General features: G+C 46.4%; 13 protein-coding genes. 8 read left to right on the top strand and 5 right to left on the bottom strand.

Annotated features, from left to right (window positions below; genetic code table 11):
* Positions 1–319 precede the first annotated feature (319 nt).
* Positions 320–925 (top strand): DUF1517 domain-containing protein, encoded by a 606-nt coding sequence (locus tag QUA16_RS20490; RefSeq protein ID WP_333105402.1) that lies wholly within the window; start codon positions 320–322, stop codon positions 923–925.
* 133 nt (positions 926–1,058) lie between these two features.
* Entirely contained in the window at positions 1,059–1,940 is an 882-nt protein-coding gene (locus QUA16_RS20485) for a hypothetical protein (RefSeq protein WP_333105403.1), read from the top strand.
* 222 nt (positions 1,941–2,162) lie between these two features.
* On the opposite strand, the gene QUA16_RS20480 is transcribed toward QUA16_RS20485, so the two are convergent.
* From QUA16_RS20480 to QUA16_RS20465, 4 genes are all read right to left on the bottom strand, one after another.
* A complete protein-coding gene (locus tag QUA16_RS20480) occupies positions 2,163–2,357 on the bottom strand; it encodes a hypothetical protein (RefSeq protein ID WP_333105404.1) in 195 nt (64 codons plus the stop codon).
* 14 nt (positions 2,358–2,371) lie between these two features.
* A complete protein-coding gene (locus QUA16_RS20475) occupies positions 2,372–2,464 on the bottom strand; it encodes a type II toxin-antitoxin system HigB family toxin (RefSeq protein ID WP_332954803.1) in 93 nt (30 codons plus the stop codon).
* A 99-nt stretch (positions 2,465–2,563) separates the two neighbouring features.
* Positions 2,564–3,487, bottom strand: coding sequence for a hypothetical protein (locus QUA16_RS20470; RefSeq protein ID WP_333105406.1), 924 nt, complete (start codon positions 3,485–3,487; stop codon positions 2,564–2,566).
* A complete protein-coding gene (locus QUA16_RS20465; protein WP_333105407.1) occupies positions 3,484–3,714 on the bottom strand; it encodes an addiction module protein in 231 nt (76 codons plus the stop codon). The genes QUA16_RS20470 and QUA16_RS20465 overlap by 4 nt, the downstream gene beginning before the upstream one ends.
* A gap of 201 nt (positions 3,715–3,915) precedes the next feature.
* Between QUA16_RS20465 and QUA16_RS20460 the strand changes: the two genes are divergently transcribed.
* The 3 genes from QUA16_RS20460 to QUA16_RS20450 all read left to right on the top strand — a co-directional run bounded on the left by QUA16_RS20460 (position 3,916) and on the right by QUA16_RS20450 (position 7,280).
* Positions 3,916–4,758, top strand: a complete 843-nt coding sequence (locus QUA16_RS20460) for a Uma2 family endonuclease (RefSeq protein WP_333105408.1) — start codon at positions 3,916–3,918, stop codon at positions 4,756–4,758.
* A gap of 12 nt (positions 4,759–4,770) precedes the next feature.
* The gene (locus QUA16_RS20455) at positions 4,771–6,183 is read left to right on the top strand and encodes a DUF3370 domain-containing protein (protein WP_333105410.1); all 1,413 of its coding nucleotides are present in this window, start codon (positions 4,771–4,773) and stop codon (positions 6,181–6,183) included.
* 77 nt (positions 6,184–6,260) lie between these two features.
* A complete protein-coding gene (locus QUA16_RS20450; protein ID WP_333105411.1) occupies positions 6,261–7,280 on the top strand; it encodes an S-layer homology domain-containing protein in 1,020 nt (339 codons plus the stop codon).
* A gap of 95 nt (positions 7,281–7,375) precedes the next feature.
* Here the strand turns inward: QUA16_RS20450 and QUA16_RS20445 are convergent, their stop codons facing one another.
* On the bottom strand, positions 7,376–9,085 hold the full coding sequence (locus QUA16_RS20445; RefSeq protein WP_333105412.1) for a peptidoglycan-binding protein: 1,710 nt from the start codon (positions 9,083–9,085) through the stop codon (positions 7,376–7,378).
* 146 nt (positions 9,086–9,231) lie between these two features.
* Between QUA16_RS20445 and alr the strand changes: the two genes are divergently transcribed.
* The 3 genes from alr to QUA16_RS20430 all read left to right on the top strand — a co-directional run bounded on the left by alr (position 9,232) and on the right by QUA16_RS20430 (position 12,832).
* Entirely contained in the window at positions 9,232–10,434 is a 1,203-nt protein-coding gene (gene alr / locus QUA16_RS20440; protein WP_333105413.1) for an alanine racemase, read from the top strand.
* A gap of 362 nt (positions 10,435–10,796) precedes the next feature.
* The gene (locus QUA16_RS20435) at positions 10,797–11,645 is read left to right on the top strand and encodes a mechanosensitive ion channel family protein (protein ID WP_333105414.1); all 849 of its coding nucleotides are present in this window, start codon (positions 10,797–10,799) and stop codon (positions 11,643–11,645) included.
* A 47-nt stretch (positions 11,646–11,692) separates the two neighbouring features.
* Positions 11,693–12,832, top strand: a complete 1,140-nt coding sequence (locus tag QUA16_RS20430) for a patatin-like phospholipase family protein (protein WP_333105415.1) — start codon at positions 11,693–11,695, stop codon at positions 12,830–12,832.
* Positions 12,833–12,870: the final 38 nt, after the last annotated feature.

Below are 12,870 nucleotides of genomic sequence, written 5' to 3'. Positions count from 1 at the left end.
TTCTGAATTATCCGGGTTTTTGGCTTTTTCGGTATTCTATTTTATCGTACTTCAACTTGAAGTGCGGAATGTGGGATACCAATTATTAAAAGTCGCTGCTCCCAGTCAGGACAAGGCTGTGCGGTTTTCCTACTGTATTTGAACTGTATTTGAGCCGATTGAAAACTGCTATAAAATTAGATGAGTCAAAGCGAGACAGTAGGCGGCCGAGGCGATCGCTAAAAATACTCTTCAGATCAATCTGAGGGTAGACGGCAAGAGTTCAAATCCCCTGCTATGGTGGGAAATATAGCCCTACAGATTAAAACTATAGGTTATTATGAATGCTTGGCGCGATCGATTCAATCAATTTACAGGTAAAACTAGATTGGCAGTTTGCCGGGTGTTTGTTCACCTAACAGGCGAAGATGTTGCACCGCTGTTAGGAGTTCTCAACCGCACCGCCAGACAAGCAATTGATGCCGATGGCGACATAGCAGTTTTAGGAGAAGGTCTGGTAGAAATTTGCAATCACCTGTTGCAGTACGACAACTACTGGCAATCAGCCGCCAATGAAGGCGATGTTTTTTGGAATGAAGGCGAAGCGGGCGATTATGTGGATGAACTTTTCACTGATTCAGCCGATCGCTATCTCAGCGAGCCTCAATACAGTACCTCTGTTTACGATAAAAATTCCCCCTTGTCTTTGCCGGTAACTAGAAATGTGGTGGTGATGCTGACAGTTGCGTATGAAGGCGAAGTTCCTGCTCTAGAAACTGACCTCGCTGACATCAGTGCGCTGAAAGTCGGTTTAAAAGCACTGATTAATTTACATTACCAAGAAAGGCTCCGAGCTGTGCAAGTTCACTTTTCTCCCGCACAGTTGGGAGACGAACTTACCAACGACCAAGTGTTGGTCAATTTCCCCGAACTTATTCCCCTTTAAGGAAGGAGAAATTAGTTATTAGTTATTAGTTATTAGTTATTTGCGGTGCCCAGAGCGGAGTCGAAGGGTTATTTGCTACCAATGCCCGATGCCCGATGCCCAATGCCCAATTCCCAATTCCCAATTACTATTTATGATGCTGCGAAAACTGACAATTTATTTAATGGCTTTAACTTTTTTGTGGGCGGCAACCGGCTGCGGTTCTCCTCGCACACAAACTTATACAAATCCTGCTGGAAATCCGAATATTAACACAGTGCGTCCTGCACCAAATAATAACTTGGCTCAAGGCCAATATCCCGTACAGCAAGCTACCTACGACGATGCGGATGGCGAATACAGTTTGATGTTGCTGAATACTCCCCCCGGCAGTCCCCCAGTTTACCGCACTACGGATTTGCAAATGGCTCGGTTAACGGAGGAAGAAATATCGGCAGGCAAGAAAAGTTATCTAAATGTGGAGAACAATCAAGCGGTTTTGCATTTGACAGAAGATTTTAAAATTGAGTACGTTCACAACGTTACCGAATCTGTTCCTAATCCTCAAACAGGTCAGCCACAAACCGTAGTAGTGCGGCAGCAATCTGGCTTCTGGGCACCGTTTGCTGGGGCTATAGCCGGTCAGGCGATCGGCAGTTTGTTATTTAGACCGCAATATTATATGCCGCCAGTGTATCAGCCGGGAATTATGACAGGATATGGCGGGTATGGTAATACTTACAACCAAGCTGTTCAGCAGTATCAAACTCGGTATCGAACTCCGCCTCCGGTTGTAAGAAACCGTCAAGTTTTAAGGACGACAGGCCGCCTGCGATCGCCCACATACAACCAGCCAGTAAGACCCTCAGCACGGCCAAATGGCAATCGATCGACCGGTTCGGGTTACGGTGGCAGCACTTTGAGGCGATCGCCGCAGCAACGTCAAAATCAATACAAGCGGCAGCCGAGTTTTGGTAGCGGCAGGAATTCTCGTCAACCGAGTCGCAGTCGCTCTTTCGGGGGCAGAAGGCGGTAAGAATATCATGTTTCAAACTCAGGCAAAATGTATCCTGGCCTTAAATCATTGCGAATTCGAGAATTCCACTCTGGATTTATCGTCAGCCATTTAGACCAAGGCTGTAAAAATTCGCCCTCAATTCCTCATGATAAAAATAGAGAACAAGACAAAATAGACCTGAAACTGAAAACAAAGCATTCTTTAGATTAGCCTCTTTGTAGAAGTTGTGGCGCTGATGTTTTATATTATATAAATCGCTGCGATCGGGTCGGGGATTGCGATCGGAATGTGTTTCTTCTCGTAGGCTTCCACTAAGGTGCTGAGTACATCTAATCGATCGTACTCAGGAGTGTTTGGGGTGGCATTAAACAGTAACTCGATCTCTCGAAGCGCTTCCTGATAGTCCGTTTCATTTCTAATTGGGCGCAATTCCATACATTCACATCTGTTTAGACTATTTTTGCATCTACTTTGTCATACTCAGCATGAGTGCCAATAAATCGGATGAAAATAATACCAAGGTCATAGCGAATTGCCACAATCAGCCGATACTTCTATCATAACGCGATCGCATCTTGCTCACTAGAAGGTAAAGTTTTCAATCGGGCGATCGCACGTTCAAGTAACTTTAACCATGTGCATCACTCACCATTTTTCCACGTATGCAAAGATGCGCGTAACTTTTCAAGCTCATCATCCTGAAAGCACTTGGAAAAAGAACGCTCTTTGTGGGCATTTGGATGTGGAAGGAAAGCAAAAAATCTTTCACTGCTCCCTATCTTTATTGCCTCAGACACTGAGATTTTTTCAGGAATATTGAATTGACTTTGAATTGCTTTCCTTGCACGTTCTCCCAGCACCACAATTACTTTTGCCCCGGTCAGTTCTAAAGTTCTCAACAAATAGGCTTTAACACATTTATTTTGCGCTCGTTCTACGCCAATTTCCTTATGGGATTTACAATGCACTATTTCGGTAAGTGCATAATCAATTCCTGGAAGCACATCCCGTTCAAATAACTCCATAGCACGTTGCCGGACTGCTGCCCAGAACTTAACAGCATGGCTATATGTCCCGTCCATTAGTAAGGATTTCGTACCATTGACGATCCATTCCTTGCGTCCCCCTCCAAAACGATAACTGAAGTAATCTTCCATATCATCGTCTGACCAAGACCAATTTGGGTAGTTTTCACCAGCGCCAATTGATGGATTTGAACTCAGAAAAAGAATAGGAGCTTTCTCTATATGTCCACTCCAAGGCTCAGGTACTTGAAACTTGTCTAAATTGAGCGATCTTTGATAATCAACAATTTCGCTACATGGATGTTCAGCAGCAGGATTTTCTCGACAGAACCGTGCATGGGGGCAATGAGCAATTTCATGTAGCAGAGTTATCTCAGACATTTTAAATGTTGGATTGCTGAATGTTTCAATTATTTGCGGCTTTTCCAATACCCAGGCTCTCGACTGCAATGCGTTACTGCGAGAATCAAAATGTACTACATAGTATGGGACAGCTTCAGAATATTCAGCAAGTGCTTCAGGATGAAAAACATATCTCATGGATCGAGCAACAGCCTCACTTGAGCTAACGCTTCATCCCCCGGAATTGCTTGCACAGCACCACTTCGGATCTCGTTACGTCGTCTATGAGCCTCAGTTGTCCAAGCTGCCTGAATTATTGGGTCGATATCGAATTCTAAACTTTCTGCGAGTTTTTCTGCCAAAAGCGCTCTTGATGCACTAGGCAGAGATAAAAGCTCTTCTGTTAGTTGTTCAATTGACCGCATAGCTTGTCGCCAAATGCTTAATTACGATCGTAATGTAACAGACTTTAGACAAATAGAAGGTCATTGAGCCGGGGTTGATGTGCTTCGCGATCGCGGTGCGGTGATCAAACAGTGAGCGACCAACAGTATAAAGCCTCTCAATCAGCGATCGCTATGCTCTAATTAATAAAGCATCTGTCCTTTCACCATCGGATAGCTGACATGACACAAAGCCTCAACCCCACAACAATACCCCCCGCCTTTCCCGATCACACGCAACTCCCCGACTCCGACGGCACGTTTGTACATAACTTTCTAGCACATCCCCAGAGTATCTTACTCACCGACTCCCTGGAAACTACACTGCAAACCCTCCACCCGGACGGACAATATGCGATCGGGCAAGATTGTGGCATTTACTGGCGCGAAACCGACCCTCCAGAAAAGGGAGCCGAAGCGCCTGACTGGTTCTACGTTCCCAACGTTCCGCCCCTAATAGATGGGGAAATTCGCCGCTCTTACGTGATTTGGCGCGAGTATATTGTGCCATTGATTGCGATCGAATTTGCTAGTGGTAATGGCTCTGAAGAACGAGATAATACTCCTTTATCTCGCTTACCAGAAGGTATCAACCAGAAACCAGGAAAGTTTTGGGTATACGAGCAGATTATTCGCATTCCTTACTATGCGATTTACATCATTAAAACGAGTGAATTGGAAGTCTATAACTGGGTGAATACTCGTTATCGCCGTTTGCAACCGAACGATCGCGGGCATTATCCGATCGACCTGATGGGAGTAGAGTTAGGTGTGTGGGAAGGTAGCTATCAAAATCAGCATCAGCGATGGTTGCGTTGGTGGGATAATGAGGGTAATTTGTTGTTAACTGGTAGCGAACAAGCTAGACTCGAACGCCTCCATACCGAACAGGAACGCCAAAGGGCTGATCGCGCAGAACAAACCCAACGGGATGCTATTCCCCAACTGTTGGCAATGGGTTTAACCGTAGAGCAAGTGGCTCAGGCGCTGTCGCTGTCGGTGGAAGATGTACAGAGATTGGGTTGACAGTTAACTTTGATGATTCAGAAACCAAATCTCTTTTCTCGAATTGCTGGCATTTCTACGATCGTCCTTTGTGCAGTCGGCGGATTATTTTTACTTAAAAAACCCGTACAATCTATTCCCGCAAAACCAGCACCAGAGGAAATTTTACTAGATGCCGAAGTGCGAGCGCTCCCCGGAAAACTCGACAACATCCCCCTCTTCAACAGCGACAGTCCCGAATGGGTGAAAAAAGAAGGCATTTTGCTCTCAACCTTTCCCCCAGACGGCAAAAAAGTCCCAGCGGCTCACCTTAACTTTGCCTTTCAAGGGCAATTTAACCTGTTTGCTCACCACTTTTCTCACACTCCGGCAAATTTACGCACTTTGTATATCGCAGCTTTGCTCTACAATCCCGGCTCCGAACCCGTGACGGTGGAAGTGTTGCAGGCTGCCAGTTACCTGATGGAACCGGACGCGCCGTTCAAACAAAAACCCGTGCTAAGTGAGAGTCCCAACGGCGAAGTATATTCCGGCCCTGGAATTCGCGCTGTCGATAGCGTTTTGCGGGGAATGCGGCAGCCGGATTTTCCCGAAAAACTGCTGATTGCACCGGGAGAAACCGCATTGTTGATGAATCGCCCTATTCCCGTGCGGGGTCTGGAAAAGCCGATAAATGGTCGTTCTACCTTTGTGCGGCTCAAAAGTAGCGGCAAGGTTTATGCCGCTACTTTGGCAATGTATGCACCTCAAAATGCTGATGGGGGCGAGCGCGCGCCAACTCTGGAAGAATGGCAGCAATTGCTGAATAATGGCGGTTTGGCAGGCCCCCGCGACAAAACCCCGACTCCCCCCGACGCGATTTCGGGAAGCCTGATTTACGGCCGCGTGGCGGGGGTACAGGCAGGTTCTGGATGGGAAGCGGAATTAGTCGATCGCGATGCTAAAAATCTGGCAATTCCCCAGACTGGAAAAGCGATATCCTATGCGATCTCTACCTTGCGCGGGGGCACTTTGGGAACCCAACAAGTGCAAGCAGGAAAAATGCTGGCGCGCTATCGGGACACTGCTTACGAAGCCCACGGCAATTACGGCGTACACTACAATCTGATTTTGCCCCTGCATAACACTGCCCAAAAACCGCAAACGGTAGCGGTGAGTTTGGAAACGCCTTTAAAAGAAGATCGACTCTCAAAAAATGGATTGCGATTTCGCCAACCTTCCCTAGATTTTCCCTATTTTCGAGGTACTGTGCGGCTGCGCTACCGAGATGATGGAGGTTACGATGTAACTCGCTACGTGCATTTGTGGCACCGTTTCGGTCAAGTTGTGGAACCGATGATAAAGTTGAGGTTAGCTGCGATAGAAACGCGATCGGTAAAAGTTGATTTTATTTATCCTCCCGATTCCACGCCGCCGCAAGTATTGACAGTGAGAACTTTGGAATAGTTGATTTATTTATTTCAGTCACTACCAGACCCAAAAAATATGTGATTTAATTTCTACATTAGTATGTAGGTGACAATATGTCTTCTTCACAACCCCCGTCAGGGGAAAGAAACCCTCTAGGATTGGATGAATTGATTGCTATCTTGGTTGCCTTCGGCACGATGGGAGCAATTTTATTTTGGGTAACAGGTAAAAATCCCGATCGATTGAATGCCAGAAATTGGCAATTTCCAGCCGTTTTTTCTCAGCCTGCTGTTACGCCCGCGACTCCGGGAATATTAACGCCAGAATCGGCAAATTCGGATTTGCGATCGCCCGCTACAACCCCCCTTCCGTCAAAACCGGATGTCGCACCTGTGGCACCTTTAGGGCGGATTTTACCGGCAACTCCTCCGGTGGGTGTAATCGTTGTTCCTCCCAAGCCAATTGCGCCATCGAGTCCCAATCCAGCAATTACCAAACCGAAAGCAGATAAAGCCAAAGTTGGGCCCGTTAGATTCTCCGATGTTCCAGACAAATATTGGGCGCGTCCGTTCATTGTAGCTTTAGTCGATCGGAAAATTTTTGCTGATTCCACCGACAACAAATTTCGCCCCGACGAACCGATGACGCGAGCCGAACTAGCGCGCTTGATTCAGCGAATGTCCGACGACAAAGAGCCGATCCGAAAACCCATTGATTTTAAAGACGTAAAAGACAAGAGTCCTGTCGCTCCTGCGATCGACCGCAGCGTCAAAACTGGATATCTTAAAGGATACCCAAACAATGAGTTCCGTCCCGACAAAAATATTCCCCGCGTGGAAGTCATCACAGCTTTAGCGAGCGGTTTGAGCCTGAAACCATCAACAAAAGCGAGCAAAACTTTACAGGTTTACACAGACAGGAAAAAAGTGCCGAAATGGGCAGTTAACAAAGTAGCAGCAGCCACAGAAGCTGGCATTGTTGTCAACCACCCGAAGCGCGCACTTTTGCAGCCTAATAGAACAGCAACTCGCGCTGAAGTAGCAGCCATGATTTACCAAGCTATGGCCAAAAAAGGCCAAGTACCTGCTAAGTCTTCTGAGTATGTTGTGAAGCCTTTAAAGTTGTCCAAGTAATATTTTAGGGGCGTTGCTCCTAGGCCGCCCCACAATAACATTTAATCGCTCTTGTTTGTAGTCAGGACTGAAGGCCTCACTACGAAGCAGCTAAATTAATCTTGAAACACCATAATACTGCCCGAATAGCAAGCTACCCAAACCTGATTAGTTTTCGGATCGTAAGTAATCCCGATCGGACTTGAATTAACCTTCACTGTTTGCAGCACTTTCATATCGCTCGTCCTAACTTTGCTAACAGTATTAGAGAAATAGTTGACCACATAAAGCAGTTTTCCCTGAGCGGAAATTGTCATGCTGCGAGGTGCTTTTCCTGTCGAAACTTTGTCCACCACTTTACCAGTTTTTAGGTCAACTTTTGCCACATTTCCTTCACCATTGAGAGTGGCATAAAGATACTTTCCGTTGGGATCTATCGTCAAATGACGCGGCGCATTGCCAATATTCCTCAGCCATTCTACCGAAAAGTCGATGAGATTCACTTTCGCAATATCGGAAGAACCCATGATGGCAACATAGGCATTTTTTGAGTCGGGAGTAACAACAATACCCCGAGGATATGCACCCAGTTTCACTCGCTCGATTTCGAGATTTTTATTGATATCAACTACGCTCAAATCCCAACTGCACCAATTGCTAGCGAGGGCGAAGCGATTGTCAGGCGAAACAGCATTGAATTTTGGAACTGCACCGACAGGAATTACCTTTTCTATTTTCAAAGTTTGGGTATTGATGCGGTACAGAAAACTTTGGTCGTGTTTTGCTGCTGGAGAACACCTGTCGCTCCCCGGATTGCTAAACCCAGAGCCGTACATTTGATAGTTGGATACGTAGGCATATTTGCCGTCAGTTGAAAAAGCGGCTTCTACGGGAGAGCCTTTATAATTGCCTTTGAATTTAGAAAAGCCGAACTTCGACAAGTTTACTGTATCGGGAATAGTCTTGACTAAATTAAAGTTCCTGTCGTAAACTGTGATTGTGTGGCTGTACATCATGTTTTGAGCAAAAAACAAACCCGAACCCGAATAAACTATTGATTTTGGCGAAATGTTGCCGTAAATTGTTTTTTTTAAGGTCATTTTTCCTTGAGGGTTGTCGGGAGGATTTACTAGCCTTGTGGTTGGTGATTCACTTTTTTTATCGTCGGAATTTTCGGTTTTAAATGGTGGCAAAGAGGGTTCTTGAAAGAGATGTTGTTTGGGCTGAGTTTTAGTTTTATCTTCGAGTTCGTTTGTGTTTTCTGTGGCGGTAGGAGATGGCGAAGATCGATCGACATTTGGCGCTATTTTTCCCGCAGCTTCACTACTCGCATCTTCCGGCTTACCTTTCAGCGCTGACAAGGTTTTAGGGCCGACAATTCCGTCAACTTTCAGGTTGTTCTCTGCTTGAAACTTTTTCACAGCAGCCTGGGTGACAGAACCGTAAAATCCTGTAGCCTTACCGCGAAAATATCCTGCTGCTTGCAGAGTTTGCTGGAGATTGGCAACTTCCGGGCCTGAATCACCTTTTTTGATGGCGAGTGCGGGATTAACTAAATTGAAAATTGTGAGAGCGATCGTAAAGAAAAGTAAAGGAGTTGAGACTAAATTCAGGTGCTTTTGAGAATTTGTCCCTTGAAGCTGACATTTTGCACCATTTTCCTGAACAGGCAAGATGCCTGTTCCACAAGAGCTCAATTTTCTTGTCGAATAGGCATCTTGTCCACTCCTAAAATGCTTATTGACAATGGGGCAAGATGTGAGTTGAAGCTGAACCGCAGGGGTTTCCCAAATTTCAGCTAAATGTAGGTAGGCCAGTCCGTCCATAGTTTTTACCGGGTATTTTTGGTGCTATGATACACCCCTTAACTTTGATGAAAGAGAGAATCTTATTATAATCAAACTTAGGGTAAAATATCCTAGCAGTTTTTAGAGCAGTTTTTAATGGTGTAAGCAAGTAGGAGCGATCGACAATGTTGAGTGGGGAACAAACAGCCACAGAATCACCGACAAAACAATCCCGCCAGACGTTGCTGGGGGACGGTTACGGGGGACTATGCCAGCGGGCTTGGGTAGAAATCGATTTAGCAGCTTTAACTCACAATGTAAAACAGCTTAAAAAGCTCTTATCTCCCCACACAGAACTGATGGCAGTTGTGAAAGCGGATGCTTACGGGCACGGTGCTGTTGCAGTCAGTCAAACAGCATTGCAAGCAGGTGCTAGTTGGCTGGGAGTGGCGACAATTCCCGAAGGAATAGAATTGCGAGAAGCTGGGATAGAAGCGCCGATTTTGCTGTTGGGGGCAACCCATACAGCCCAACAGGTAAAGGCGATCGCCCAATGGCACTTGCAGCCGACTATTTGTACTGCCAAACAAGCCCTAATTTTTTCGGAAGTTCTCGCTGGTCTTAACCAATCTTTGCCAGTTCACGCTAAGTTAGATACGGGAATGTCTCGCTTGGGTACGCCCTGGCAGGAAGCAACAGAATTTGTGCAATTAGTCAAGCGGTTGCCCAATTTAAAATTAGCCAGTATTTACTCTCACTTGGCGACTGCAGACAGTCCCGACCCCACAGTTATGAGAGAGCAGCACCAGCGGTTTCAACAGGCGATCGAGCAAATTAAAATAGCAGGAATTAACCCCCCTCGCCTCCACTTGGCAAACTCTGCTGCCGCCCTTGTTGATTCGGATTTGCATTATGATTTAGTGCGAGTCGGTTTAGCTACCTACGGTCTATATCCCGCACCTCACTTGCAGTCGAACTCCAATTTGAAGCCCGCAATGCAGGTAAAAGCTAGGGTAACGCAGGTGAAAACAATTGAAGCAGGAACCGGCGTCAGTTACGGCTATCAATTTATAGCTCAGCGCCCGACACAGATTGCCGTAATTGGTATCGGCTATGCAGATGGTATTCCGCGCAATCTTTCTAATAAAATGCAGGTTTTAGTCAGGGGTCAATTCGTGGGGCAAGTGGGAGCCGTGACGATGGATCAATTAATGCTGGATGTAACTGATATTCCCGATTTAGAAGTCGGTGAAGTGGTGACTCTGTTGGGCAAAGATGGGGAAAATCAAATTAGTGCTGACGATTGGGCCGCGACTTTGGGAACTATTTCGTGGGAAATTCTCTGCGGTTTTAAACACCGATTGCCCCGCGTAGCAGTACACTATTAAAAGTAGTCCGGCAGGGGTTTAAACCCCTGCCTCATAGCAAAAGTCGGTTAAAACCGACTCAAGAGTTTGAAGGATAAAATTATCGACTTTATACCAATTTTTATGAGGTCCCGTAGAATCCGATCCCCCCTTAGCTTGCCCCCTACTCAACCCCTACTCCCTTATTAAGGGGGATGCGAGGGGGAGCGAGATATGTGAAAATTCACATTAAATTGGTATTAGTCCTCTTTTAGAGGACTTCCGCTATGAGACAGGGGTTTTCAACCCCTGTCGGACTCTCGGAATAAGCGATAAGACTGAGACCGCGTTTACCAATGCCCAATGCCCAATGCCCAATTCCCAATGCCCAATTCCAAATTAATATGACAGTTATTCAGACGTTTTTCCCAATAGCCCAAACCTTCTATTCTCAGCTAAATGCAGAAAGAACACAAGCCTTGGAAGTAGCCCAAGAATTCTCGAAAAAATTCGTAGAATTGGGGTTTAAAATTGTACCTCAACTACTGTGGGCGATCGGCATTTTGTTAATTACGCGATTTGCGATCGGCTTTGCGGGCCGCGTGACTCGCCGTGCACTGAGTCGCACCGAAGCCACGCTGCGGAAATTTTTAGTTCAAGCTGCTGAAATTACGATTTTGGTAGTGGGAGTAGTCGCCGCTTTGAGTCAGTTGGGAATTCAAACTACCAGTGTGGTTGCGGTGGTGGGCGCAGCGGGTTTGGCGATAGGTTTGGCGTGGCAAAATACTTTGTCGCACTTTGCTGCTGGGGTAATGTTGATTAGTTTGCGGCCCTTTGAAGTCGGGGATGGGATTGAAGCTGGCGATGTTAAGGGAGTGGTGGAGAGCATCGGGATTTTTTCAACAACCGTGGTGACAGACGATCGCATAAAAATTATTGTCCCGAACAATCAGTTGTTTAACGGTACACTGAAAAATACAACGGCAATGGGAACGAGGCGAGTAGACTTGAAGATTGATATTGGCGATCGACCGATCCGTCCAACTGTAGCTGAGTTATTAGAAATTGCCCACTCTCACCCGCTGGTGTTGGAGAATCCGGCCCCGACTTGTTTGGTAGCCGAGATTACTCCCGATACAACTATTTTATCTCTCCGACCTTGGTGCGCGTCGGTGGCCTACGAACAAGTGCGATCGCAAGTTCAAGAACACGTCAAAGAAGCAATGAATGCCGACAAAAATCAAGAACAATAGATATCAATCTCAAATCTAAAATCCCCAATCGAGCCGAGGTATTTCCTATGAGCAAGTGGTATCCGCAGCAAATTTTGCAAGAACCCGGTGTCAGAATGACCGCCACCGAAAAACAAACAATTCTCAGCAAATTTCCGCCTCCCGACGAAAACGGTCAAATATATGCCGACGGGGTTTTTGAAGGCGGCGGCGTGCGCGGAGTTGCGTTTTTAGGAGCACTCCGGTGCTGTAGCGATTTGGGCATCCGGTGGCGAAAATTGGCCGGCACTTCTGCAGGTGCAATTACCGCCGCAGTATTGGCAACCGACTTGTCAATTGATGATTTAGAGGAAATTTTAGGTCAGCTCGATTACAGCATATTTTTAACTCAAAAAAACAGTCCTCTAATTTTAAACGGCGACCCCGCCGACGATTTGCAATCCCCAGCTTGGACGCTACTTTTTCTAACAGTTAGCCGTCAAATGGGGGAATATTCAGCGCAGCCGTTCCGGCAGTGGCTGGAAGCAATGCTCGGTCGAGGTAACTTGCACACTTTTGCTGATGTCAAACAAATCGTAAAAGACCGGGAATTAAAAGTAGTAATATCCAACCTCAGTCGCGGTGAAATGTTGGTAATTCCCGATGACTTACACCGGCGCGAATCGACGGATTCCGATCCTTTGTACGAGCAGTTGCGACTCCAAAGCGCTGAACATTTTAGCGTGGCTGAAGCCGTTAGGTTGTCGATGAGTATTCCCCTATTTTTTGAACCGGGAAAACTTGGTGAGGACGTAATTGTAGATGGCGGAATTTTGAGCAATTTCCCCCTGTGGATTTATGACAAACAATCCGTCGGTTCGACTCCGGCGGCGCCCCGCTGGTTTACCTTTGGGTTTCGATTGGTCGATACTGGAATTGAGAGTAAAGTTAAGATTGATACTCCGCTGTCGATGCTGGCGGCGATGTTCCGAACGATGATGAAAGCAAGAGACCGCTATCACCAGCGAGAAATGGATAAGGGCAGGGTGATTAATATTGATGTGACTGATGCTGGGGTGACTACGACGGACTTTAATCTCGATGCCGATCGCAAGGCTCACCTGTACCGCTTGGGGTATTTGTATACTAAGAGGTTCTTTTTGAGTTCCAATTTTAGTTGGGAAAAGCACTTGAAGGCTAGGGGCTTTGGGGAAGAGGCTGGAGGTTGAGGTCGCGAAAAGTATACAGAGTAAGGGATTGAGGAATT

Source organism: Microcoleus sp. S13_C3 (assembly GCF_036700905.1).
In the GTDB taxonomy this organism is placed as follows: Bacteria; Cyanobacteriota; Cyanobacteriia; order Cyanobacteriales; family Microcoleaceae; genus Microcoleus.
Note: the sequence above shows the minus strand (reverse complement) of the source record. Positions and strands in the feature narration are given on the sequence as shown.

Bases quoted from the DNA above. Each gene is read 5' to 3' on its own strand.
- QUA16_RS20480 (WP_333105404.1), bottom strand. From the start codon at position 2,357: ATGGAATTGCGCCCAATTAGAAATGAAACGGACTATCAGGAAGCGCTT.
- QUA16_RS20430 (WP_333105415.1), top strand. From the start codon at position 11,693: ATGAGCAAGTGGTATCCGCAGCAAATTTTGCAAGAACCCGGTGTCAGA.
- QUA16_RS20450 (WP_333105411.1), top strand. From the start codon at position 6,261: ATGTCTTCTTCACAACCCCCGTCAGGGGAAAGAAACCCTCTAGGATTG.
- QUA16_RS20445 (WP_333105412.1), bottom strand. From the start codon at position 9,085: ATGGACGGACTGGCCTACCTACATTTAGCTGAAATTTGGGAAACCCCT.
- QUA16_RS20465 (WP_333105407.1), bottom strand. From the start codon at position 3,714: ATGCGGTCAATTGAACAACTAACAGAAGAGCTTTTATCTCTGCCTAGT.
- alr (WP_333105413.1), top strand. From the start codon at position 9,232: ATGTTGAGTGGGGAACAAACAGCCACAGAATCACCGACAAAACAATCC.
- QUA16_RS20435 (WP_333105414.1), top strand. From the start codon at position 10,797: ATGACAGTTATTCAGACGTTTTTCCCAATAGCCCAAACCTTCTATTCT.
- QUA16_RS20460 (WP_333105408.1), top strand. From the start codon at position 3,916: ATGACACAAAGCCTCAACCCCACAACAATACCCCCCGCCTTTCCCGAT.
- QUA16_RS20470 (WP_333105406.1), bottom strand. From the start codon at position 3,487: ATGAGATATGTTTTTCATCCTGAAGCACTTGCTGAATATTCTGAAGCT.
- QUA16_RS20490 (WP_333105402.1), top strand. From the start codon at position 320: ATGAATGCTTGGCGCGATCGATTCAATCAATTTACAGGTAAAACTAGA.
- QUA16_RS20485 (WP_333105403.1), top strand. From the start codon at position 1,059: ATGATGCTGCGAAAACTGACAATTTATTTAATGGCTTTAACTTTTTTG.
- QUA16_RS20455 (WP_333105410.1), top strand. From the start codon at position 4,771: ATGATTCAGAAACCAAATCTCTTTTCTCGAATTGCTGGCATTTCTACG.